This is a genomic window from Paracoccus binzhouensis (genome assembly GCF_016446475.1).
Taxonomy (GTDB): Bacteria; Pseudomonadota; Alphaproteobacteria; order Rhodobacterales; family Rhodobacteraceae; genus Paracoccus; species Paracoccus binzhouensis.
The window spans coordinates 1-22,186 of the sequence record NZ_JAEHFP010000073.1 but is presented as its reverse complement, the minus strand read 5'-3'; the positions used below and the strand labels follow the sequence as shown (position 1 = coordinate 22,186).

Below are 22,186 nucleotides of genomic sequence, written 5' to 3'. Positions count from 1 at the left end.
GGCGCCAGCAGCCGGGGCGCCTCGTCCGGCCCGGCCGGTTCCGGCGCGCTGACGCCGCGCTCGGACGCGTTGCGGCGGCGCGCCGCGAATCGCTCGATCCAGCTGACCGACTTGACCAGCTCGGCCACCTGCCAGAAACAGCCCAGCACCCCCATGACGAAGACGGCCAGGATCAGCCCGTTCAGCGCTTCGTTCGAGGAAAAGATCGACAGGATCCGGCCATAGGCGAACCAGGCCCCGGCCACGACCAGCGCCAGCACGATCAGCATCAGCACGATCTGCCGGACGGGTTGCGAGAATTGCGGCTGGGAGGGACCGCTCACCCCCGGTCCGGCACCTCGCGTTGCCGCCAGCCGGGCGGCGCGGGATCGGCGGCCTTCCGGGGCGGCGGGCGGCGCCGGGGTCGGCTCAGCATCAGATCGGGACAAGTCACACTTCCTTCCCTGCTTCCGGCCCCGACTGTAGTGGCCCGATCCGGCCCTGCCAAGCGCTGCTAAGGGCCGAGCCCCGATCCGCCGCCGGGGCTGAGCAGCCCGCGCACCCGGTCGGCCAGCTCGGCCAGCGCCAGGTCCTCGATGCCCATCTGTGCCAGATGCGTGGTGGTGTTGAACAGGTATTCCGCGTTCGGTCCACGCCCGCCCTCGGCCCGGGCGATGATCTCGGCCTGCTCGCGCGCGTCCAGCAGACCGGCATATTGGTCATGGTCGCGGCGGATCACATAGGCGATCGCCTCGACCCTGCGGCCGTCCTGCAGGGCCAGCGGCAGCGAGAGTTCGGCATAGGCGTTGGTGGTCAGCTCGCGCGCGCGCAGCCCGGCCAGCGCCTCGGGCCAGTCGGGCTCGGCCACGCGCAGCGCCAGGCCGATGCAATGCGCCCCCGGCTCGGCATCCAGGCCCAGCACCAGGCCGGGGGATTCGGCGGTGCCGCGATAGACGAGCGAGCGCAGGCAGAAGCTGCGCGCATAGCCGTCCAGCCGCGCCGTCGCCATCTCGGCCACGGGAAAGCCCGGATCCCACATGAGCGAGCCATAGGCAAAGACCCAATGCTCCGGCCGTTCACCCATTCTTTACCCCGGTACCCTAGATAATTCGGTCAGGAAAAACTTAGGACAGGCTGGCCGGCGTTCCAAGACGCCACGACCAGCCCCGAGGAACCGATGCGCCGACTGCTTGCCCTTCTTGTCCTGCTTGCCCTGATTCTGGGCGGGCTTTGGCTGGGCGGCGAAAGCCTGATGGCGCAGCAGCTGCGCCGGATCGCGGCCGAACAGCCCATGGTCGACCTGGGCGCGGTGCGGGAACTGCGCGATCCGCGGCGGATCGGCGTGCAGGCCGCGGCGCTGCAGCTGCGGACGGATGCCGGCACGCTGGCGCTGCCGCAGGCCGAACTGTGGCTGGCCCCCCTGCGCCCGACCGAGCTGCGGCTGGACCTGCCGCCCCGCGCCACGCTGGATCCCGGCGCGGGCCCGCTGCAGCTGGGCCTTGCCGACGCCTCGGCGCGGCTGCGGCTGCAGCCGCTGAACGGCTTGGCAATGGCCTCGGCCGGGGTCGCGGCCGGGCCGCTGACGGTCGAGGGGCGGGATCTGGCCCGCAGCCTGCATGCCGATGCCCGGCTGGCCGCGCTTGGGGCGGATGCGCCGCCGTCGGCCACCGCGGCCTATGATCTGCAACTGGCCGTGGACGAACTGGAGCCCGCGCTGTTCGCGACCCTGCCCCTGCCCGGCCGGCTGAGCCTGAGCGCCAAGGGCCAGGTCTGGCTGGACGCCTTGCCCCGCCCCGCGACCCTGTCGCCCGGGCTGGCGCCGCTGCCGGTGGGCCTGCGCCTGGACGATGCCGAACTGCAGCTGGGGGCGCTGCGGACGCGCGTCCTCGGCCAGGTCCAGGCCGATGCCCAGGGCCGCGCCCAGGGCCAGGTGGCGCTTTATACCCGGGATGCCGAGCCGCTCTTGCAGGCCGCGGCGGCGGCCGGGCTGATCCCGCCGAAGCTGGTGACGCTGGCCGGGACCATGCTGAAGACCATCTCGGCGCAGCCGCTGCCCGAGGATGCCGGTTTCCGCTTCCCGCCCCCGGCGGCGGGCGAATTGCGCCTGCCGCTGACCTTCGCCGACGGCAAGATGAGCCTGGGGCCGCTGACCCTGGGCCCGGCGCCGGTCTTCCCGCGCCGCTAGGGCTTCGGCGTCTCGCCCGCGGTCAGGCTGCGGCCGAAATCCGGCGCCGCGGTATCCTGCCCGGCCTCGATGATGCCGCGGCGGATCGCCCGGGTGCGGGTGAAATAGTCGTGCAGATGCGGGCCGTCGCCCATGCGGATGGCGCGCTGCAGCACGAACAGCTCCTCAGTAAAGCGGCCCAGGATGTCCAGCACCGCCTCCTTGTTCTGCAGGAACACGTCGCGCCACATGGTCGGGTCCGAAGCGGCGATGCGGGTGAAGTCCCGGAAACCCGCGGCGGAATACTTGATGACCTCGCTTTCGGTGACGCGTTTGAGGTGGTCGGCCACCCCCACCATGGTATAGGCGATCAGATGCGGCGTGTGGCTGGTCACCGCCAGCACCAGATCGTGATGCGCGGCATCCATTTCCTCGACATTGGCGCCCATCGCCTGCACCAGCGCCGAAAGCCGCGCCACCGCCGCAGGATCGCTGCCCTCGACGGGGGTCAGCAGCCACCAGCGGTTGCGAAACAGCGTCGCAAAACCCGAGCGCGGCCCGGAATGCTCGGTCCCGGCCAGCGGGTGGCCGGGGACGAAATGCACGCCCTCGGGGATATGCGGCGCCACCGCCTCGATCACCGCCTGCTTGACCGAGCCGACATCGGTGACGGTCGCGCCCGGCTTCAGATGCGGCGCGATCTCGGCCGCGACCGCGCCCATGGCGCCGACCGGCACCGCCAGCACCACCAGGTCGGCCCCCTTGACCGCCTCGGCGGCACTCTCGGCCACGCGATCGACCAGCCCGATCTCGCGCGCGGTCTCGCGGGTCTCGGGACTGCGGGCATGGCCCACCACCTCGCGCGCCAGCCCGGCCTCGCGCATGGCCAGCGACATCGAGCCGGCGATCAGCCCCAGCCCGATCAGCGCCACCCGGTCATAGATCGCGGCCATCAGCGGCTTCCCGCGCGCTCGGCCATGAACTGGCCGATGACATGGGCGACCCGCCGGCAGGACGCCTCGTCGCCCACCGTGATGCGCAGGCATTGCGGCAGCCCGTAGCCGGCGACGCGGCGCACGATCAGCCCCTGGCTCTTCAGGTATTCGTCGCAAGCCCCGGCGGTTTCGGCATCGGCGAAACGCGCCAGGATGAAATTCGCGCAGGAGGTGTCCGAGGGCACCCCCTTCTCGGCCAGCGCCTCGGCCAGCCAGGCGCGCATGCGGGCGTTCTCGGCCAGGCAGCGGGCGATATGCTCGCGGTCGCGCATGGCGGCCTCGGCGCCTTCCAGCGCGACATTGGACAGGTTGAAGGGGCCGCGGATGCGGTTCAGCACATCGACGATCTGCCGCGGCCCGTAGCCCCAGCCGACGCGCAAGCCCCCCAGCCCGTAGATCTTGGAAAAGGTCCGGGTCATGAACACGTTCGGCAGCCGTGTCGCCAGCTCGGCGCCGCCGTCGTAATCCTCGACATATTCGGCATAGGCGGCATCGACCACCAGGATCGCCTGCGGCACGGCGCGGGCCAGCCGCTCCAGTTCCGGCAGGCCGATCATCGTGCCGGTCGGGTTGTTCGGGTTGGCGACGAAGATCAGCCGCGTGCGCGGGGTCGCCCCGGCGATCAGCGCGTCGACATCGGTCACCCGGTCGCGCTCGGCCACCTGCACCGGGGTCGCGCCGGCGGCATGGGCCGAGATGCGATACATCAGGAAGCCGTGCTCGGTGAACAGCACCTCGGTCCCCGGCCCGGCATAGGCCTGGCAGAGGAAATGGATGATCTCATCCGACCCCACGCCGCAGATGATGCGGTCCGGGTCCAGCCCATGCACCTCGCCGATGGCGGCGCGCAGCCCGGCATGGTCGGTATCGGGATAGCGATGCAGGCTGTGGGCGGCCCGGATCACCGCCTCGCGCGCCTTGTCGGAAGGCCCGAAGGGGTTCTCGTTCGAGGAAAGCTTCACGACATTCTCGACCCCCGCCACCTTCGAGGCCCCGCCTTCGTAAAGCGCGATCTCCATGATGCCGGGTTGCGGAGCGATGGTCGTCTGGTTCTGCGACATGGCGGCCCTCTTGCAAGCCCAGCCGTCTTAGCGCCCGCCGCCCGGCTTGGAAAGCCTTACACCGCGCCGCTGCCTTCACCGCTACCCGAAGCCCCTGCGACAGCGCGCAGGCTGCATCGGCATCGCCGTCACCTCCTGGCTTCTTCGTTCCGAAAATACCCAAGCAAGGCCGCAGCCAAGCCGGCGCCGCCATCACTCGGCCGCCAGCGCCTTCTCCAGCTCGGGCAGGAAGCGGTTGGCGTAGTCCTCGCGTACCAGCGGGCCGGCATGGCGATAGAGGATGCGGCCCGAGCCGTCGATGATGAAGGTCTCGGGCGGCGCGGTGACCCCCCAGTCGATCGCCACCCGGCCGCGCGGATCGGTGGCCAGCGCGTGGAACGGGTCGCCATGCTCGGACAGGAATCCCAGCGCCGCGGATTCGGGGTCCTTCAGGTCGACGCCATAGACCGGCAGCCGGGCCGAAAGCTCGGTCAGCGTCGGATGCTCGGCGCGGCAGGGCGGGCACCAGCTGGCCCAGAAATTCACCAGCTTCACCCCCGGCTGGCGCAGCATCGCGTCGGTCAGCTGCGCCTTGCCGGGCAAGGTCGTCTCGCCGACCGCAGGCGCCTCGCGCCCGACCATGGCCGAGGGCAGCGCGTCGGGATCGTCGCGCAGCAAGGCCCAGCCGGCCAGAGCGGCGAAGCCGGCGAAGATCGCCACCGGCAGCAGCATCATGGGCGAGATCCTAGCCACGGCGTTCATGCTCCTGCAATTCGCGGCGGGCCCGGGCATTGGCCAGCACGGTCTGGACGATGATGCCGACCAGCAGCACCAGACTCGCGCCATAGGCGGCCAGGACGGTGGTGGCGTATTTGCCAAGCTCGGTCATGCGAGGTTCTCCCTTGCCAGCAGCGCCGCCAGGCGGCGGCGGCGGATCTCGGTGCGGGTGCGGATCAGCAGCAGCGCCAGGAACAGCAGGAAAAAGCCCAGCATGGTCAGATAGAGCGGATAGCGATAGACCGCCGCCATCCGCTCGCCCGGCGCCAGCGACAGCGAGGCGCCCTGGTGCAGGCCCTGGTTCCAGAAATTCACCGCATAGCGCGACAGAAGCGCGAAGACCGAACCGACGAGGCACAGCACCCCGGTCAGGTCGGCGGCGCTGTCCGGGTTCTCGACCGCGCCCCACAGCGCCATGTAGCCCAGATAGAACAGGAACAGGATCAGGAACGAGGTCAGCCGCGGATCCCATTCCCACCAGGTTCCCCACATCGGCTGGCCCCAGATCGCCCCGGTGATCAGCGCGATCAGCGTCATCACCGCCCCCACCGGCGCCGCGGCCTTGGCGGCCAGCGCGCTGACATGGTGGCGCCGCACCAGCCAGATCAGCGAGGTGACCAGCATCATCAGCCAGATGTTGATCGCCATCAGCGCGGCGGGCACATGCAGGAAGATGATCTTGACCGTCGAACCCTGTTTGTAGTCCTGGGGCGTCAGGAAGCCCCAGACCAGCCCGGCGACGGTGCAGATCGCCGCCCCCGCCACCACCCATGGCAGGATCGCGCCCGAGATGCGCATGAACTTGACGGGGTTGGCATATTCCCAGATCGACATGATTGCTCCGTAAACCGGGCGCGCCGCCCGCTCAAGTGGCCAGAGGTCGCAGTCACCGCAGATTGACGCGCAGGGCGGCGGCGGCGGCAAAGGGCGCCAGCGCCAGGGTGGCCAGCGTGATCGCGGCCAGGAAGACCAGCGGCACCACCGGGTCGGCGCCCGCGGCACCGCGCCGCACCGCCTCGGCGCCGAAGATCAGCGTCGGCACGTAAAGCGGCAGCACCAAGAGCGACAGCAGCAGGCCGCCGCGCCGCAGCCCCACCGTCACCGCGGCGCCGAAGGCGCCCAGCATCGACAGCGCCGGCGTGCCCAGCACCAGCGAGGCCACCAGCCAGGGATAGGCCGGCCCCGGCAGGTGCAGCAGCAGCCCGAAGACTGGCGCCGACAGCGCCAGCGGCAGGCCGGTCACCAGCCAATGCGCGAAAGCCTTGATCGCCACCGCGCCCTCCAGCGGCAGCGGCGCGGTCGCCAGAAGGTCCAGGCTGCCATCCTCGAAATCCAGCGCGAAGATGCGATCGAGCGACAGCAGGCAGGACAGCAGCGCCCCGACCCAGAGGATGCCGGGCGCGATGCGCGACAGCGTGCCCCCTTCCGGGCCGACGCCGAAGGGCACCAGCGTGCAGACGATCAGGAAGAAGGCCAGCGCCAGCCCGAAGCCGCCCCCGGCGCGCGTGGCCAGCCGCAGGTCGCGGATCAGCAGCGCCTTCATCCCAACGCCCTCATCCGAACGCCTCGTTGAAACCGGCGGGGCGCGATTCGCGGCGGGCCTGCGTGGCGCGATGGAGGCCAAGGTCGAGGGTCTCGGCCTCGGGCATGCCCAGGTCGATATGGGTGGCGATCACCGCCGCGCCGCCGCGGCCCAGATGGGCGCGCAGCATGGCGGCGCACAGCGCCACCGAATCGCGGTCCAGCGACACCGTCGGCTCGTCGAGCAGCCAGACCGGCCGTCCCGTCACCATCAGCCGGGCCAGCCCCAGCCGCCGCTTCTGCCCGGCGGACAGCGCATGGGCCGGCCGCGCGGCCAGCTCGCGCAGGTTCATCGCTTCCAAGACGGCGGCGATGTCATGGCCGCCGAAGATCTCGGCCCAGAAGCGCAGGTTCTCGGTCACGGTCAGCGCCGGCTTCAGCCCGTCGGAATGGCCGGCATAGGCGATGGCCTCCGGCGCCGCCTCAACCGTCCCCGCCACCGCCGGCTGCAGCCCGGCCAAGGTGCGCAGCAGCGTGGTCTTGCCGATGCCGTTCGGCCCGCGCAGCACCAGCGCCCGGCCGGGATCGAGGCTGAAGGAAACCCCCTCGACGACACGCAGCCCGCCCCGCGCCACGGCAAGGTCGCGGACTGCGAGCAGGCTCATAGCGGGATCAGCGCACAGGCCACGCGCCGGCCCTCGGACAGCGTGACATTGTAGCTGCGCGCGGCCGAGGCCGAACTCATCGGCTCGGCCATCACCCCGGCGGCGTCCAGCGCCGCGGTCAGGTCGCGCGGCGGAAAGGCGATCTCGGCGCCCATGCCCAGAAACAGCACGTCGACCTCGCCGGCGAGCGCCAGCAACGCCGCGCGGTCGCCCAGCCCCCCCCAGGCGCGCACGCCCGAGGCGGTGACGATCACCGCGCCGTGATGCACCACGCCGCCGACCCGGAAGAAGCCGGGGCCGTAGCCGTCCACCGGCAAGGCCCCGGAGAATTCCGTGGGGGTCATAACCGCCATCAGGGCGCGTCCCGGAAGGCGGCGGGAATATCCTCGCCCGGCGCCTTCTCCTTGGGACCGGGCTTGGTCCAGTCGCGCTTGACGCCCAGCCACAGCACGATGTTCTTGGCGACATAGATCGTGGAATAGCAGCCGACGAACACGCCCCAGAGCATGGCGAAGACGAAGCCGCGGATCACGTCGCCGCCGAAGATCATCATCGCGCCAAGCGCCAGCGCCGTGGTGACGGCGGTCATGATGGTGCGCGACAGCGTCTCGTTCACCGTCAGGTTCATCACGTCGATCAGCGGCATGGTCTTGAACTTGATCAGGTTCTCGCGCAGCCGGTCGAAGACCACCACGGTGTCGTTCACCGAATAGCCCAGCGTGGTCAGCAGCGCCGCGATGGTGGTCAGGTCGAATTTCAGCTGGAAGAGCGAGAAGATCCCTACCGTCAGCAGCACGTCATGCAGGATCGAGACCACCGCCCCCAGTGCGAACTGCCATTCGAAGCGCAGCCAGATATACAGCATGATGCAGACGGTCGCGGCGCCCACCGCGTAGAAGGCGGTCTTGATCAGCTCGCCCGAGACCTTGGGACCGACCGATTCCACCGCGGCGAAGCGCACCTGCGGGTCCACGGTCCTCAGCGCCGCCTCGACCTCGTTCAGCTGATCGGGCGTGACCGAGCCGGTGTCGTTGGTGGTGCCGATGCGGATCATCGCCACATGCCTGGTCTCGCCGAAGCTGGGGTCGAAGACCTCGGTGATCGAGACGTCGCCCAGGTCCAGCCCGGCCATCGCCTGCCGGTAGTCGCCGACCTCGAAGGCGGTCGGGCTTTCGGTGCGGATGGTGGTGCCGCCCTTGAAGTCGATGCCGAAGTTCAGCCCCATGACCAGCACCACCACCACCGAGGCGACCATCGCCAGGGCCGAGATGCCGAAGGTCAGCCATTGCCAGCGGAAGAAGTCGTAGCTGGTATTGTCGGGAACGAGTTTCAGACGAAATGCCATGGTCCTGCTCCCTTACAAGATCAGCTCTTTGGGTTTGCGCCATTCCAGCCAGAACACGATCATCAGCCGCGTCAGGTAGATCGCCGTGAAGACCGAGGTGACCAGCCCGATGGTCAGCGTGACCGCGAAGCCCTTCACCGGGCCGGAGCCGAGGAAGAACATCACCATGGCGGCGATGAAGCTGGTGACGTTGGCGTCGATGATGGCGCTCATCGCCTCGCTGAATCCGTCGTCGATGGCCTTCACGATGCGCTTTCCGGCGCGCAGTTCCTCGCGGATGCGCTCGTAGATGATGACGTTGGCATCGACCGCGGTGCCGACGGTCAGCACGATGCCGGCGATGCCGGGCAGGGTCAGCGTCGCCCCCATCATCGACATGACAGACAGGATCAGGATGACGTTGATGATCACCGCGACCGAGGCGAAGACGCCGAACAGCCCGTAGCTCGCGATCATGTAGGCCACCACTGCCACCGTGGCGATGATCGAGCTGAGGCGGCCGGCGTCGATCGAATCCTGGCCTAGTTCCGGGCCGATGGTGCGCTCTTCCAGGAAGGTCATCTTGGCCGGAAGGGCGCCGGCGCGCAGCAGCACCGCCAGCCGGGTCGATTCCTCGACATTCATCGCGCCCGAGATCTGGCCCGAGCCGGTGGTGATCGCCTGCCGGATCACCGGCGCCGAGATCACCTGGTTGTCCAGCACGATGGCGAAGGGCTGGCCGATATTGGCCGAGGTATAGGCCCCGAAGCGCTTGGCGCCCGAGGGGCCGAAGCGGAAATCCACCGCCGGCTGGCCGTTCTGGTCGAAGCTGGGCTGGGCGTTGGTCAGGTCCTCGCCGGAAACGACCGGGCGGTCCTCGATGACGTAATAGACGCCCTGCTCGTCCATCGAGGGCAGCAGCACGTTGCCGGTGCCGGGGCGCGCGTTGGCGTCGGTGGTGCGGCCGACCACCGGGTTGAAGGTCAGCTTCGCGGTGGTGCCGATCAGCTGCTTCAGCTCCTCGGCCGAGCCGATGCCGGGCACCTGGATCAGGATGCGGTCCTTGCCCTGGCGCTGGATCGTCGGCTCGCGGGTGCCGACCTCGTCGATGCGGCGGCGGATGATCTCCAGCGACTGCTGCACGGTGCGGTCGTCACTGGCGGCCTTTTCCGCGTCCGAAAGCTGCACGGTCAGCCGGCTGCCCGAGGCTGAGATCGCCAGGTCGCTCTGCCCGGCCCCGGTCAGCGAGGTGACGGGCGTGGCCAGGCCGCGGGCGATCTCGACCGCCCTGGCCATCTGGTCGGGATTGCCGATCTCGACCGCCAGCTCGCCCTCGGGGGCCTGGACGCGGCGCACCGCGCCGATCACGTCGCGCTGCGCCGCCAGCGCGTCGCGCAGTTCCGGCCACAGCGCGTCCATGCGCGCCTTGTAGACATCCTGGACATGCACCTCGCCCAGCAGATGGGCGCCGCCGCGCAGGTCGAGGCCCAGGTTGACCAGCCCCGAGGGCAGCCAGTCCGGCCAGCCGGCGCGGGCCTGGGTCTCTTCCTCGGTTGCGAAACCGTTGCGTTCGGCGGCGGTGACGGCGTCGTTATGCTGCTCGACCCGGCTGTAGAACAGGTTCGGCATCGCGTAGAGCAGGCCCAGGGCAACGAGGCCGAGGATCAGCAGACGCTTCCAGAAGGGGATGTCCAGCATGGTCGGATTGGCAGCCTTCAGTTGTTGGCGGCGGCGGGCTGGGTGCGATTCACCAGCCCGGTGATGGTCGAGCGGATGACGCGGACCTTGACGCCCGGCGCGATCTCGACCTCGAGCTCATTGTCGCGGACCGAGGTGATCTTGCCCACCAGGCCGCCCTGGGTCACGACCTCGTCGCCCTTCTTCAGCGCCTCGATCAGGGCGCGATGTTCCTTCATGCGCTTCTGCTGCGGCCGGATCATCAGGAAATACATGATGACGAAGATCAGGACCAGCGGCAGGAACGAGGCGATGCTGGCGGCCCCCGAGGGCGCTCCGGCGGCCTGGGCGTGGGCGGCGGTCACGAACATGGATGGATCCCTTTGCAAGCGTTCTCCGGGCACTCCCCCGGCGGAATTGGCGCGCACCCTATCCGCGGGACCGCGGGATGGCAAGAAAGCCGGGACGACAAGACGGCCCCGACGAAAGGCCCCGGCGAAAGGCCCCGGCGAAACCGCCCCGGCGGCGTGGACATGCGGGCCGGGCTGTGGCAGGTCGTGCGGGACCCTTTCCGAAAGGCGGCATCATGGCACAGGACACGGCGACACAGGACACGGCCAGCCAGGATACGGCACGGGCGCACCATCCGGCGCTGGCCCGCGAGGAGGGCGACCGCACCGGCATCCGCCGCCTGCTGGCGATCATGGCGGCGCTGCGCGACCCGCAGACCGGCTGCCCCTGGGACATCGAGCAGGACTTCGCCTCGATCGCGCCCTATACCATCGAGGAGGCGCATGAGGTCGCTGACGCCATCGCCCGCGAAGCCTGGGACGAACTGCCGGGCGAGCTGGGCGATTTGCTGCTGCAGGTGATCTTCCATGCCCAGATGGCGCGCGAGGCCGGGATGTTCGACTTCGCCGATGTGGTGGCGAGGATCACGGAGAAGATGATCGACCGTCATCCGCATATCTTCGGCGACGAATCGCGCGACAAGTCGGCCGAGCAGCAGATCCGCGACTGGGAGGCGATCAAGGCCAAGGAGCGTGCCGCCAAGGCGGAAAAGGGCGTGCTGGACGGGGTGGCGCTTGGACTTCCGGCGCTGACCCGCGCGGTCAAGCTGCAGAACCGCGCCGCCCGCGTCGGTTTCGACTGGCCCGGCCCCGCCGATGTGCTGGACAAGATCGTCGAGGAGAGCCGCGAGCTGGTCGAGGCCCGGGACAGCGCCGATCACGCCCATTTGACCGAGGAATTCGGCGACCTGATGTTCGTGATGGCGAATCTGGCCCGACACCTGCAGATTGACCCCGAGGAGGCGCTGCGCGCCGCCAATGCCAAGTTCACCCGCCGCTTCCAGGCCATCGAGACGGCGCTGGCCGCCCAGGGCCGCCGTCCCGAGGAGAGCAGCCTGGCCGAGATGGATGCGCTGTGGGATCGCGCCAAGGCCGCCGAGCGCGGATAGACCGGCCTCGCGCTGCGGTCAGGCCGGAACCATGACCTCGGCCAGCGCGGCGTCGTAGACCGCCAGCGCCTCGGCGCGGTCGCGGGCCCGCGAGGCGCCTTCGGACAGTTGCCGCCGCCAGCCCCGCGCGCCCGGCCGGCCGTGAAACAGCCCCAGCATGTGCCGCGTCACCTGATGCAGCCGCCCGCCCGCGGCCAGATGCGCCTCGACCAGCTCGCGCAGCGCCCGCGCCGCTTCGAGCGGATCGGCAAAGCGCGGCTCCTCGTGCCAGAGCCGGTCGGCCGCGCCCAGCATGTCCCAGGGCTGGTGATAGGCGGCGCGCCCGACCATCACCCCGTCCATCGTCCGCAGGTGCTCGCCCACCGCATCGAGCGAAGCGATGCCGCCGTTCACCGACAGGTGCAGGTCCGGGAAGTCCCGCTTCATGCGATGCACCAGCGGGTAGTCCAGCGGCGGAATCTCGCGATTCTCGCGCGGCGACAGGCCCTGAAGCCAGGCCTTGCGGGCATGGATGGTGATGCGGCGCACGCCGGCCTCGCGCATCCGGCGCAGGAAATCCGGCAGCACCGTCTCGGGGTCCTGCTCGTCCACGCCGATGCGGCATTTCACCGTGACCTCGACCGGGCTCGCCGCGACCATCGCCGCGACGCATTCCGCGACCAGCTCGGGCCGGGTCATCAGCACGGCGCCGAAGCAGCCGGATTGCACGCGGTCGCTGGGACAGCCGACATTCAGGTTGATCTCGTCATAGCCCCAATCGGCGCCGATCCGCGCCGCCTCGGCCAGCTGCGCCGGGTCCGAGCCGCCGAGCTGCAGCGCCAGCGGATGCTCGCCCGCGTCGTGGTCCAGCAGCTTCGCCCGGTCGCCGAAGACCAGCGCCGGGGCGGTTACCATCTCGGTATAAAGCAGGGCGCGGCGTGAGAGCAGGCGGTGGACGCGGCGGCACAGGCTGTCGGTCCAGTCCATCATCGGGGCCACGGAAAGCCGCGCCGCCTCGGCGATGCCGTTCTTTTGGACCGTGGTCATGTGTCTGGACTGCCTGATTGCGGTGGTACCGCCTCCCCGGCTCGAACGGGGGACCTCTAGATCCACAATCTAGCGCTCTAACCAACTGAGCTAAGGCGGCACAGGCGGGTATCTAGCGCCAGCCACCGGCCGGCGCAAGCCCGTCTTGCCGGTTTTTGCCATGCGGGTTAAGGAAAATCCCCACAGCCACAGGCCAGCCGGCAGGAGAGCAGCATGAGCATCAACAGCGAAAGCGATATCGCGGCAAATCTTCAGATCGGCCCCACCGATCGCGGCATGGTCCGCATCTATGTCGAGGCCGAGGGCGTCGACCTGCCGCTGGATTTCGACCCCGACGAGGCCGAGGAGATCGCCGAGGAGCTGCTGGCCGCCGCCGAGGCCGCGCGCGGCATGGGCGCGCCCGGCAAGCCCGGCAAGGGTGGCGGCGGCAAGCCCGGCAAGGAGGTCAGGAAGCCGCGCCGCTGATTCCCAGCGGATCGGTCAGCGCCAGCAGCCGCGTGGTCGAGACCCGGGCGATGTCGCGCAGAAGCCGGCTGCGCCGGGCGCCGGCCAGCCGCGTTTCCGGCCCCATGCGCACCAGTTCCGCGCCCCAGGAATCGGCGCGGATCAGGCCCGAGCCCTCGGGCAGCAGCTCTTCGGGAAAATCCGCGTCCACGGCCCAGAAGAAGCGATCGCAGAATTCCAGATAGCCCTGCCATTTCCGGTCTGCGGTGAAATCGGCCCGGCAGCTCTTGCATTCCACCACCCAGATCTCGCCCCGGGGCGAGACCGAGATTACGTCGACCCGCAGCCCGCCCGCGGGCACGAATTCCGCCAGCGCGGCATGGCCCAGCCCGGACAGCATCCGGGTCACGCCGCGCGCCAGCCGCTGGCCCGGTTTCGCGGGCAGGATCTCGGTCATGGGATCGGGGTTCTGCATGGTCGAAACATGAACGAAGCAGAAACATCTTGCAAGCCCGGCCGCAGGGATCTTGCGGCGCCCGCGCCCCTCGCCTATCTGCGTGACTGGCGGGTTTCTGCTCTTCTCGTGTGTGGCCTCTTTTTCCACTGGCCTATAACTTCACCGAGGGGGCTGGCTCTGTCGGGGCCCTGGTCCCGTTATCCGGCTCCCACCTGGACATCCAGGCTTTCGGGGAAACTAGCGCTGCCACGGTCGCTGCGGTTCCCGCCACCCCTTCCCGACCGCCACCCCTTCCCGACCATCGACGGCTGACCGGACATGGCGCGCCGGGTAAAAAAAGGCGGCCCGAAGGCCGCCCCGAGAGAGAGAGGGATTTGCCGGTCGATCAGAAACCGTAGACCAGCGACACGCCCAGCGTGTTGTCGGTGCGGGTCGCGCGGTCCGAGACATATTCGGTCTTGTAGGACACGCGGGTCGCGAAGGCGTCCGTCATCTTGAAGTTCAGACCCAGTTCGTTGGTCGCGGTATCGTTCGCGTCCGAGGTCAGGTAGTCGGTGTCGTTGGTGATGAAGAACTGGTCGTTGATCTTGTGGTAGAAGCGCGACGACAGCAGGTAACCGACTTCGGTGTTGCTGTTGTATTCATAGGTCTCGGCCACCGGGTCGATCACGTCCACGGCCTTGGTGTAGCGCACGCCGACGGCGGCCTGCACGCGCCAGGCGGTGGTGTCGTTGTTGATCACGCGATAGCCCGGGCCGACGCCGAAATAGGCGTCCCGCTTCAGGCGGCCGTCCAGATCGTCGAAGGTCTCGTCATCGGCCAGCGAAATCGGATCGTCGGCCAGCGCATCGGTGGACAGCCGACCCAGCGCGAAGCCGTAGAAGCGGTCGTTGATGTCATACATGCCTTCGTAGATGACATAGGTCTTTTCGGTGTCGGTGTCGCCGTCGCTGTCTTCGCCGTATTCAAGCAGGATACCGACCGATTGCGAGAAGCGGCCCTGGTTGGCCGACAGGCGGCCGGACAGGCTGAAGTCCTGGTTTTCGCTGTTGCCGGTGCGGCCGACATAGCTCAGCGCGACCGAGCCGAACAGGCCTTCGCGGCGTTCCGGGTTGCCGAAGCGATAGGCGTCGGACGAGCGGTCGAAATCGTCGCGCACCGCCTCTTCGACGTCCTTCATCTGTTCGTTGACCGAGGAGATGCCGGTCGCGTTGGCGCCCGTGGCGATTTCCGACTGCGCGAAGGCGGGGGCCGCGAACGCGGTGGCCAGGGCGGTGGCGCCGGCGAGGTAAGCAAGCGTTTTCATCTTGGATCAGTCCTTTTTTCGAACCGTTTCGTGTCCGCGGCCCCGGCCTTCCGGCGCCACGAGCATCTCTGCTGGGCCAGAGGTAGAACCGGGGCGGCGAGGGATAAAGAGGGGCGGAAAACGCGGCAAGACCTCGCAAAAACGTGAAAAAGGCGGGGAATTCCGCCATCGGCGGAAATCGGATCATCCGAAATCGTGATGAAACCATTTCGCGGGAAGGTTGCACGACGGTTTCCGATACAAGTTCAGAAGGTAACTGGACACCACCGTCCTCACGAAAGGTTAAGACGCTGCAACAGGGGGCTGGCAAAGCGGCACTGCACAAAAATGCGGCAGCGCATCAGCGCCGCTCGGCGGTCCGAAATGTTGCGCCAGGTCCACAGTCGGAGCGCAAAAATGCTGCGCTTTCGTGATCGCTCCGGGCGTCCTCAGCGCGAGGACGAAGCCGCGCGCGCCGAGGCCGGGGTCGCGGCCGGCAGCGGCGCCGGCCGGCGGCGCAAACATTGCCGGAGGCCGCCGCGCGGACCCTCGCCCTGGGCCATCAGCATCACCCGGATGCCGAACTGCACCCCGGAGAACAGGATGGTGTGGAAGACGACCAGCATCAGCACGGCGATCCAGCCGCCGCGCGTCGCGGCGGTCAGGTGCCGCAACCCGGCGACGTCCAGCGCCAGCAGCAGGCCGGTAAAGGCCAAGGCCAGCGCAAAGCCGATGGCGATGCTGACGAGATAAAGCCGGACGAGCTGCGGCATCTGCTTTCCCCGGGGCTGGACGGACCGCGCCATTCTAGCGCGGCCGCGGCGCGGCGGGCAGGAAAAATGCACGGCGCGTCAGAATGCCTCGCATCCGGCAGCGGACCCGGGACTAGAAGGCCTCGGGCCGCGCCTCGCGGGCCATGTGGTCCAGCACGGCGTTGACGAATTTCGACTCGCGCCCCTCGGCGAAGAAGGCCTGCGCCACCCGCACATATTCGGTGATCACCACCCGGGGCGGGGTCTTCGGCGTCACCAGCTCGGCCCCGGCGGCGCGAAAGACCGAGCGCAGCACCGGGTCGATGCGGTCGATCGGCCATTTCGCCACCAGCGCCCGGTCGGTCATCTGGTCGATCCTCGACTGCCAGGTGACGGCATCGTCGATGATACGGGTGAACAGCGCCTGGTCGGCCTCGGCCGAGACGATATCCTCGTCCTCGCCTTCGCGGCCGATGCGCCAGTTCAGGAATTCGCGCTGGACGCGGTCGGCGGAATGGCCGGCGGCCTCCATCTGGAACAGCGCCTGCACGGCATAGAGCCGCGCCGCCGCGGCCCGCGCCTGTCGGGCCTCGCGCTCGGCGGAATTGCGTTTGTCGCCCGTCCTGCTCATGCGCCCCTCGGCCCGTCGATTTCGCCGGCCAGCTTGATCACGTCGCGCGGCGGCCCTGCATCCCCGCGCGGGGATTGCGCCTGCCAGCCGCGTTTCAGCGCGATCAGGTGCAGCGCGGCCGCGGCCGCGCCGCCGCCCTTGTTCTGACCGTCCGGGTCGGCGCGGACCTCGGCCTGCCGGTAATTCTCGACCGTCAGGATGCCGTTGCCGATGCAATGGCCCTGCAGCCCCAGCAGGGTGATCCCGCGCGAGCTGTCGTTGCAGACCGTGTCGTAATGCGTGGTTTCGCCCCGGATCACGCAACCCAGCGCGACATAGCCGTCATAGAGCCCGCGCGCGGCGGCAAGGCCGATGGCGGTCGGAACCTCCAGCGCGCCGGGCACCTCGACCAGATCGACGCTGGCGCCGGCCTCGGCCGCGACCTTGCGCGCCCCGGCGATCAGCTCGTCGGCGATCTGGCGGTAATAGGGCGCGACCACGATCAGCAGGCGCGTGCCGCCCCCGAGACGGGGCAGCGGCAATTGGTAATGTTCGATGCTGGCGGCCATCAGGTCACTCTTGGGGAATCGGACGGCTGGAATGGATCGAAAGCCCGTAGGCGTCAAGCCCGACCACCTTGACCGGCGCCGAATTGGTCAGCAGCACCAGCTCCGACAGGCCGAGCGCCGACAGGATCTGCGCCCCGAGCCCGTATTGCCGGATCACATGCGAGGACACCTCGTCCTGGCGCGGCAGCCGCGGTTCCAGGTCGCGGAACAGCACCACGACCCCCCGCCCCTCCTCGGCGATGACGCGCATGGCGGCGCCCAGGCTGCCGGCGGATTCGCGGCCGATGCCCAGCACGTCGTGCAGCGGGTCCAGCACATGCATGCGCACAGGAACCGGGCCCGGCGCGGTCAGGTCGCCCTTGGTCAGCACGATATGCTCGGCGCCGGTGGTCTCGTCGGCGAAGATGCGCATCATCCAGTCGCCGCCATGCGTCGAATGCACGGCGCGCTGGCCGCGCTCGGCGATCAGGTTGTCGTGGCGGCGGCGATAGGCGATCAGGTCGCTGATGGTGCCGATCTTCAGCCCGTGCTTCTGGGCGAAGGCCACCAGGTCGGGCAGCCGCGCCATGCTGCCGTCCTCGTTCATGATCTCGCAGATCACCCCCGCCGGGTTCAGCCCGGCCAGGCGCGAGATGTCCACCGCCGCCTCGGTATGGCCGGCGCGGACCAGCACGCCGCCGTCGCGGGCCCGCAGCGGGAAGATGTGGCCCGGCGTGGCGATGTCGGCCGCGCCCTTGGTCGGGTCGATGGCGACCGCGATGGTATGGGCGCGGTCATGGGCCGAGATGCCGGTCGTCACGCCCTCGCGCGCCTCGATCGACATGGTGAAGGCGGTCTCGTGGCGGCTGGAATTCTTCGAGCTCATCAGCGGCAGCCCCAGCGCGTCGATGCGCGAGCCGGGCATGGACAGGCAGATCAGCCCGCGGCCATGGGTGGCCATGAAATTGATCGCGTCCGGCGTCGCCATCTGCGCCGGGATCACCAGATCGCCCTCGTTCTCGCGGTCCTCGTGATCGACCAGGATGAACATGCGGCCGTTGCGGGCCTCGTTGATGATCTCCTCGGTCGGAGAGATGGCGCTCGACCAGTCCCGCTCGACCTCACCCGGCTTGTCATACTGCATCCGCAACTCCTGCAAAGAACCGCCGGCCGCCGACGAAACCCGCCAGCCCGCCCGCCGCCATCATCTCACGTTCGTGATCGGTCTCGCCGATCATCAGCACCGCATCCCCGGGCAGGCCCTGGGCCCGCAGCCAGGCCTTCATCCTGTCCCGCATCGCCGACCAGGGGGCGCCGAAATGCGGCAGGTCCTGGACGGATCGCGCCCCGATCTGCACCTGCAGCGCCTCGGGCGCAAGGCCCGGGCCGCAACCCAGATGCGGCACGGCGCCGCTGGCCGCGATGCGGGCGCACTCGCGCGCGCCGACCGGCTGGCCGGGCCGGAACACCCCCAGCGCATTGCTGGAATAAAGGAAGGCCACCAGATCCCGGCCGGTCGTCGCCCGCACCCCGGCATAGGTCTTGTAGTCGAGGCCCAGTTCCCTGGCCCGGCGGACCTGCATGCGCACCACCTCGACCGGCAGGCGCGTGCCCAGAAGCTCGCGCCGCGCCACCGTCCAGGCATGGGCGCGAAAGCCGCTGCCGAGGCTGGGGCCGCGGTTATGGCCGATCCCCGCCATCACCCCGCCTCGGCCAGCCGGGCGACGTAGCGGGCCAGCGTGTCGATTTCCAGGTTGACGCCGTCGCCGACCCGGACCTCGCCCCAGGTGGTCACCGCCTGGGTATGCGGGATGACGTTCACGCCGAAGCGCGCGCCCTCGACCTCGTTCACCGTCAGCGAGGTGCCGTTCAGCGCCACCGAGCCCTTGGGCGCGATGAAGCGGGCCAGCGCCTCCGGGGCGCGGAAGGTGATGCGGGTGCTGTCGCCCTCGTCGCGCATCGCCTCGATCACCGCCACGCCGTCGACATGGCCCGAAACGATATGGCCGCCCAGTTCGTCCCCGACCCGCAGCGCGCGTTCCAGGTTCAGCCGCTTGCCCGGCGCCCAGCCGTTGGCGCCGATATTGGTCTTCGACAGGGTCTCGGCCGAGATGTCGACGTCGAACCAGTCGGCGCCCTTCTCGATCACCGTCAGGCAGACGCCGTCGCAGGCGATCGAGGCGCCGAGCTCGACCCCGGCCATCTCGTAATGGCAGGAAATGCGCGCCCGCATGTCGCCGCGCATCTCGACGCGCGAGACTTCGCCGATATCCGTGATGATGCCGGTAAACATGGCCGTCCCCCTTGTCCGATGCCAGAGAACTAGAGCCTTGTCGCCCGATCTTCAAGCAAAGCCGCAACAGGGGTTGGGCCGCGTTAAGCCAGATTCGGGAAAGGCCGTGACAGCAGCGCGGTTTTCATGCATCAGGGAAGGATGATCCCGGTGGTGCGGCTCCGCCTGTAGCGAAAAGCCGAAACCCATGTTCAGCAGCCCAAGATTCCGACCGCCTGATACCATGACCGGATCCCTGACCATTCGCGCTGCCCCGCAGCCGGCATGCCCGCAACCCGCCCCGCGGCCGGCCGGGCATCTGGTGGCGCCCGTCGCCGCCACCGCCGTCTTGCCGGCGCCCAGGCGCGTCTTCCTGATACTGCAAGGCCCGCATGGCCCGTTCTTCGACCGCGTCGGCCGGCTGCTGCGCGACACCGGGGCGCAGGTCTGGCGCGTCAGCTTCAACGCCGGGGACGAATTCTTCTGGTCCGACCGGCGGCGGCTGATCCGCCATGCCGGCAGCCCAGAGGACTGGCCAGAACACCTGGACCGCATCATCACCGAAAGGGGCGTGACCGACATCGTGCTTTACGGCGACGTGCGGCCGCTCCATGCCGCGGCGCGGGCGGCGGCACAGCGCCACGACCTGGTGCTGCATGTCTTCGAGGAAGGCTACCTGCGCCCGTTCTGGATCACCTATGAGCGCGGCGGCTCGAACGGGCATTCGGCGCTGATGCGCATCCCCCTGCGCGAGATGCGCGCCGCCCTGCGCAACCGGATTGGGGAAATGAACCGCCCGCCGGCGCATTGGGGCGACATGCGCCAGCACAAGTTCTACGGCGCGCTCTACCATTTCCTGGTGCTGGTGGCGAACCGCCGCTATCCCGGCTATCGCACCCATCGCCAGATCGGCGTGTTCCGGGAATTCCGGCTGAACCTGCGCCGCTTCCTGCTGACCCCCTTCGACGCCCTGGCCCGCATGCGCGAGGCCAATGCCGTGCGCCGCGGCGGCTTTCCCTATGTGCTGGTGCTGATGCAGCTCGAACATGATTCGAACTTCGTCGCCCATTCGCCCTATGCCCGCATGTCGGAGTTCACCGACGAGGTGCTGGCCGAATTCGCCCGCTCGGCGCCGCGCCACCACCATATCGTCTTCAAGGCCCACCCGCTTGAGGACGGGCGCGGCGGCATCCGCAAGGCCATCCTGGACATGGCCCGCGCCCTGGGGATCGAGGATCGGGTGCATTTCGTGCGCGGCGGCAAGCTGGCGCGGCTGATGAACCAGGCCCGCGCCGCCATCACCGTCAATTCGACGGCGGCGCAGCAGGCGCTGTGGCGCGGCCTGCCGGTCAAGGCCATGGGCCGGGCGGTCTTCGACAAGCCGGGCCTGGTCTCGGACCAGGACCTGGCCGAGTTCCTGCGCGATCCACGCCCGCCCCGGGCCGTGGCCTATCGGCGCTATCGCGATTTCCTGCTGGAAAGCAGCCAGGTGCCGGGTGGCTATTACGCGGCGCGCTCGCGCGCCCATGCGCTGCGCATCGTCGTCGACATGATGCTGGCGCCTGAGGATCCCTATCAGGCGCTTTTCGCCGGACGCGGCCAGTATCGGCAACAGATGGGCGACAAGGACGATTGAGCGGGCAAAAATATGGAAAAGCCGGGCCTGCTGGGCTAACGTGCCCCAAAAGACGGCGGCGATCCGGGAATCGCACGAGAGGACAGGAGTAACAGTTTGACTCAAGTGAGCTTTTCACCCGTTCGGCACAGACCGGCCATGCCCAGGCCGCGCTCTTTCGCCACCCGCATGGCGCAGGTGGCGCTTCTCGGGATGGCTCTGCTGGTCTCGGCCTGCGGCCTGCCGCGCTCGGGTCCCACCAAGGGCGAGATCCTTTCGGGCTCGGTGGAAAAGGGCGGCAGCTCGCATATCGTGGCCGTCGACGACCGGGTGAACCGGGCGGCGAACTACACCCCCGCCTATGGCTTCTCGGCCGATTTCCGCGCCGCCGGCCAGGTCGGCGCCGACGAGGTCCGGCCCGGCGACGTGCTGGGGCTGCAGATCTGGGAAAACGTCGATGACGGGCTGCTGGCTTCGATGGGACAAAGCTCGACCGCGCTGACCGAGCTGCAGGTGGACAGCCAGGGCTATATCTTCGTGCCCTATGCCGGCCGCATCCGCGCCGCCGGCAACAGCCCCGATGAGCTGCGCCGCATCATCACCCAGAAGCTGGAAACCCAGACCCCCGACCCGCAGGTCATGGTGACCCGCGTCGCCGGCGACGGCGCCACCGTTTCGGTCATGGGCAAGGTCAACGCCCAGGGCGTCTACCCGATCGAGCGCCCGACCCGCTCGCTCTCGGCCATGCTGTCGAAGGCCGGCGGCGTCTCGATCGAGCCCGAGATCGCGGTGGTCACCGTCAAGCGCGGCAATTCCAGTGGCAAGGTCTGGCTGCGCGACCTGTATTCCAACGCCCGCAACGACATCGCCCTGCGCCCCGGCGACGTGATCCTGGTCGAGGAGGACGAGCGCAGCTTCACCGCCCTCGGCGCGCTTGGCGGCCAGACCAAGGTGCCGCTCGGCAACGAGCAGATCAACGCCATCGAGGCGGTGGCCATGGTCGGCGGCCTCAGCACCTCGCTGGCCGATCCGAAGGGCGTCTTCGTGCTGCGCGACGAGCCGCAGACCGTCGCCCGCGCCGTGCTTGGCCGCAGCGACGTCTACGGCACGCAGCGCATCGCCTATGTGCTGGACCTGACCAAGCCGGACGGCATGTTCCTGGCCCGCGACTTCGTGATCCGCGACGGCGACACCGTCTATGTGACCGAGGCGCCCTTCGTGCAGTGGCAGAAGACGCTGAACTCGATCCTGACGCCGGTCGGCCAGGTCGGGTCCGTGGACAGCTCGTTCCGGTAGGCGGATGGATCCTGACGACAAGGCCGCCGGGGATACCCGGCGGCTTTTCGTATTCAACGCCGGTTTCCTGACCCGCCCGCGGCTGCGCCGCATCCTGGAGCTCTCGGGCTGGGCGCCGCGCCTTGGCCTTCCCGGCCCGGGGGACCATGTCGGAATCTGGGGCGCCAGCCCGACCGCCTGGCGCGGCCGGGCCGTGGCCGCCCGGCGCGGCTGCCGGCTGGTGCATGTCGAGGACGCCTTCCTGCGCTCGGTCCTGCCCGGCCGCGCCCGCGGCCCGGTC

General features: G+C 69.1%; 26 protein-coding genes, 1 tRNA gene and 2 pseudogenes. 6 read left to right on the top strand and 23 right to left on the bottom strand.

Annotation, left to right across the window (positions count from 1 at the left end; all coding sequences use genetic code 11):
- Together I9P22_RS15985 and I9P22_RS15980 are read right to left on the bottom strand one after the other, a co-directional pair.
- Window positions 1-323, bottom strand: a pseudogene (locus tag I9P22_RS15985) (hypothetical protein); the annotation flags it as partial.
- A 170-nt stretch (window positions 324-493) separates the two neighbouring features.
- Complete coding sequence (locus I9P22_RS15980) at window positions 494-1,063, bottom strand: gamma-glutamylcyclotransferase (RefSeq protein ID WP_199260502.1); 570 nt, start codon at window positions 1,061-1,063, stop codon at window positions 494-496.
- 93 nt (window positions 1,064-1,156) lie between these two features.
- Between I9P22_RS15980 and I9P22_RS15975 the strand changes: the two genes are divergently transcribed.
- Window positions 1,157-2,164: a DUF2125 domain-containing protein gene (locus tag I9P22_RS15975; protein ID WP_199260501.1), complete on the top strand. Its 1,008-nt coding sequence runs from the start codon at window positions 1,157-1,159 to the stop codon at window positions 2,162-2,164.
- Here I9P22_RS15975 and I9P22_RS15970 read toward each other — a convergent pair.
- The 11 genes from I9P22_RS15970 to yajC form a co-directional block, all read right to left on the bottom strand.
- Entirely contained in the window at window positions 2,161-3,096 is a 936-nt protein-coding gene (locus I9P22_RS15970; RefSeq protein WP_199260500.1) for a prephenate/arogenate dehydrogenase family protein, read from the bottom strand. The genes I9P22_RS15975 and I9P22_RS15970 overlap by 4 nt on opposite strands.
- The gene (gene hisC, locus I9P22_RS15965) at window positions 3,096-4,199 is read right to left on the bottom strand and encodes a histidinol-phosphate transaminase (protein ID WP_199260499.1); all 1,104 of its coding nucleotides are present in this window, start codon (window positions 4,197-4,199) and stop codon (window positions 3,096-3,098) included. Before hisC ends, I9P22_RS15970 begins: the two co-directional genes overlap by 1 nt.
- A gap of 192 nt (window positions 4,200-4,391) precedes the next feature.
- On the bottom strand, window positions 4,392-4,910 hold the full coding sequence (locus tag I9P22_RS15960) for a DsbE family thiol:disulfide interchange protein (protein ID WP_199260505.1): 519 nt from the start codon (window positions 4,908-4,910) through the stop codon (window positions 4,392-4,394).
- Between the two features lie 13 nt (window positions 4,911-4,923).
- The gene (ccmD, locus tag I9P22_RS15955; RefSeq protein WP_028714180.1) at window positions 4,924-5,067 is read right to left on the bottom strand and encodes a heme exporter protein CcmD; all 144 of its coding nucleotides are present in this window, start codon (window positions 5,065-5,067) and stop codon (window positions 4,924-4,926) included.
- Window positions 5,064-5,789 carry a heme ABC transporter permease gene (locus I9P22_RS15950; RefSeq protein WP_199260498.1) on the bottom strand — a complete coding sequence of 242 codons (726 nt, stop codon included), beginning with the start codon at window positions 5,787-5,789 and terminating at the stop codon, window positions 5,064-5,066. The genes ccmD and I9P22_RS15950 overlap by 4 nt, the downstream gene beginning before the upstream one ends.
- A gap of 52 nt (window positions 5,790-5,841) precedes the next feature.
- Window positions 5,842-6,498, bottom strand: a complete 657-nt coding sequence (gene ccmB, locus I9P22_RS15945; protein ID WP_199260497.1) for a heme exporter protein CcmB — start codon at window positions 6,496-6,498, stop codon at window positions 5,842-5,844.
- A gap of 10 nt (window positions 6,499-6,508) precedes the next feature.
- On the bottom strand, window positions 6,509-7,141 hold the full coding sequence (ccmA, locus tag I9P22_RS15940) for a heme ABC exporter ATP-binding protein CcmA (protein ID WP_199260496.1): 633 nt from the start codon (window positions 7,139-7,141) through the stop codon (window positions 6,509-6,511).
- On the bottom strand, window positions 7,138-7,494 hold the full coding sequence (locus I9P22_RS15935) for an Mth938-like domain-containing protein (RefSeq protein WP_199260495.1): 357 nt from the start codon (window positions 7,492-7,494) through the stop codon (window positions 7,138-7,140). The genes ccmA and I9P22_RS15935 overlap by 4 nt, the downstream gene beginning before the upstream one ends.
- Entirely contained in the window at window positions 7,494-8,486 is a 993-nt protein-coding gene (gene secF / locus I9P22_RS15930) for a protein translocase subunit SecF (RefSeq protein WP_199260494.1), read from the bottom strand. The genes I9P22_RS15935 and secF overlap by 1 nt, the downstream gene beginning before the upstream one ends.
- A gap of 12 nt (window positions 8,487-8,498) precedes the next feature.
- On the bottom strand, window positions 8,499-10,163 hold the full coding sequence (gene secD, locus I9P22_RS15925) for a protein translocase subunit SecD (RefSeq protein ID WP_199260493.1): 1,665 nt from the start codon (window positions 10,161-10,163) through the stop codon (window positions 8,499-8,501).
- A gap of 17 nt (window positions 10,164-10,180) precedes the next feature.
- Entirely contained in the window at window positions 10,181-10,513 is a 333-nt protein-coding gene (gene yajC, locus I9P22_RS15920) for a preprotein translocase subunit YajC (protein WP_199260492.1), read from the bottom strand.
- A gap of 215 nt (window positions 10,514-10,728) precedes the next feature.
- On the opposite strand from yajC, the gene mazG reads away from it, so the two are divergent.
- Window positions 10,729-11,601, top strand: coding sequence for a nucleoside triphosphate pyrophosphohydrolase (gene mazG, locus I9P22_RS15915; protein ID WP_199260491.1), 873 nt, complete (start codon window positions 10,729-10,731; stop codon window positions 11,599-11,601).
- Between the two features lie 18 nt (window positions 11,602-11,619).
- On the opposite strand, the gene dusA is transcribed toward mazG, so the two are convergent.
- Window positions 11,620-12,627: a tRNA dihydrouridine(20/20a) synthase DusA gene (gene dusA / locus I9P22_RS15910; protein WP_199260490.1), complete on the bottom strand. Its 1,008-nt coding sequence runs from the start codon at window positions 12,625-12,627 to the stop codon at window positions 11,620-11,622.
- Window positions 12,628-12,650: 23 nt separating this feature from the next.
- Window positions 12,651-12,727: transfer RNA gene (locus I9P22_RS15905), tRNA-His, on the bottom strand.
- A gap of 113 nt (window positions 12,728-12,840) precedes the next feature.
- Between I9P22_RS15905 and I9P22_RS15900 the strand changes: the two genes are divergently transcribed.
- Entirely contained in the window at window positions 12,841-13,092 is a 252-nt protein-coding gene (locus I9P22_RS15900; protein WP_199260489.1) for a DUF6324 family protein, read from the top strand.
- Here the strand turns inward: I9P22_RS15900 and I9P22_RS15895 are convergent.
- The 8 genes from I9P22_RS15895 to I9P22_RS15860 all read right to left on the bottom strand — a co-directional run bounded on the left by I9P22_RS15895 (window position 13,073) and on the right by I9P22_RS15860 (window position 19,016).
- The gene (locus I9P22_RS15895; protein ID WP_233253431.1) at window positions 13,073-13,546 is read right to left on the bottom strand and encodes an MmcB family DNA repair protein; all 474 of its coding nucleotides are present in this window, start codon (window positions 13,544-13,546) and stop codon (window positions 13,073-13,075) included. The two genes, I9P22_RS15900 and I9P22_RS15895, sit on opposite strands and share 20 nt — an antisense overlap.
- A 367-nt stretch (window positions 13,547-13,913) precedes the next feature.
- Window positions 13,914-14,834, bottom strand: a complete 921-nt coding sequence (locus I9P22_RS15890) for a DUF481 domain-containing protein (protein ID WP_199260488.1) — start codon at window positions 14,832-14,834, stop codon at window positions 13,914-13,916.
- A 428-nt stretch (window positions 14,835-15,262) separates the two neighbouring features.
- The gene (locus I9P22_RS15885) at window positions 15,263-15,586 is read right to left on the bottom strand and encodes a hypothetical protein (RefSeq protein ID WP_199260487.1); all 324 of its coding nucleotides are present in this window, start codon (window positions 15,584-15,586) and stop codon (window positions 15,263-15,265) included.
- Between the two features lie 112 nt (window positions 15,587-15,698).
- Window positions 15,699-16,196 (bottom strand): transcription antitermination factor NusB, encoded by a 498-nt coding sequence (gene nusB / locus I9P22_RS15880; RefSeq protein ID WP_199260486.1) that lies wholly within the window; start codon window positions 16,194-16,196, stop codon window positions 15,699-15,701.
- The gene (locus I9P22_RS15875) at window positions 16,193-16,744 is read right to left on the bottom strand and encodes a 6,7-dimethyl-8-ribityllumazine synthase (RefSeq protein ID WP_199260485.1); all 552 of its coding nucleotides are present in this window, start codon (window positions 16,742-16,744) and stop codon (window positions 16,193-16,195) included. The genes nusB and I9P22_RS15875 overlap by 4 nt, the downstream gene beginning before the upstream one ends.
- A gap of 4 nt (window positions 16,745-16,748) precedes the next feature.
- Window positions 16,749-17,867, bottom strand: coding sequence for a 3,4-dihydroxy-2-butanone-4-phosphate synthase (gene ribB / locus I9P22_RS15870; RefSeq protein ID WP_199260484.1), 1,119 nt, complete (start codon window positions 17,865-17,867; stop codon window positions 16,749-16,751).
- Complete coding sequence (locus I9P22_RS15865; protein ID WP_199260483.1) at window positions 17,857-18,423, bottom strand: hypothetical protein; 567 nt, start codon at window positions 18,421-18,423, stop codon at window positions 17,857-17,859. The genes ribB and I9P22_RS15865 overlap by 11 nt, the downstream gene beginning before the upstream one ends.
- Entirely contained in the window at window positions 18,423-19,016 is a 594-nt protein-coding gene (locus I9P22_RS15860; RefSeq protein ID WP_199260482.1) for a riboflavin synthase, read from the bottom strand. The genes I9P22_RS15865 and I9P22_RS15860 overlap by 1 nt, the downstream gene beginning before the upstream one ends.
- Before the next feature lie 223 nt (window positions 19,017-19,239).
- On the opposite strand from I9P22_RS15860, the gene I9P22_RS15855 reads away from it, so the two are divergent.
- The 3 genes and pseudogenes from I9P22_RS15855 to I9P22_RS15845 form a co-directional block, all read left to right on the top strand.
- Window positions 19,240-20,631, top strand: coding sequence for a capsule biosynthesis protein (locus I9P22_RS15855; RefSeq protein ID WP_199260481.1), 1,392 nt, complete (start codon window positions 19,240-19,242; stop codon window positions 20,629-20,631).
- Between the two features lie 138 nt (window positions 20,632-20,769).
- On the top strand, window positions 20,770-21,906 hold the full coding sequence (locus tag I9P22_RS15850) for a polysaccharide biosynthesis/export family protein (protein ID WP_332909038.1): 1,137 nt from the start codon (window positions 20,770-20,772) through the stop codon (window positions 21,904-21,906).
- A gap of 4 nt (window positions 21,907-21,910) precedes the next feature.
- Window positions 21,911-22,186 (top strand): annotated as a pseudogene (locus tag I9P22_RS15845) (capsular polysaccharide biosynthesis protein); the annotation flags it as partial.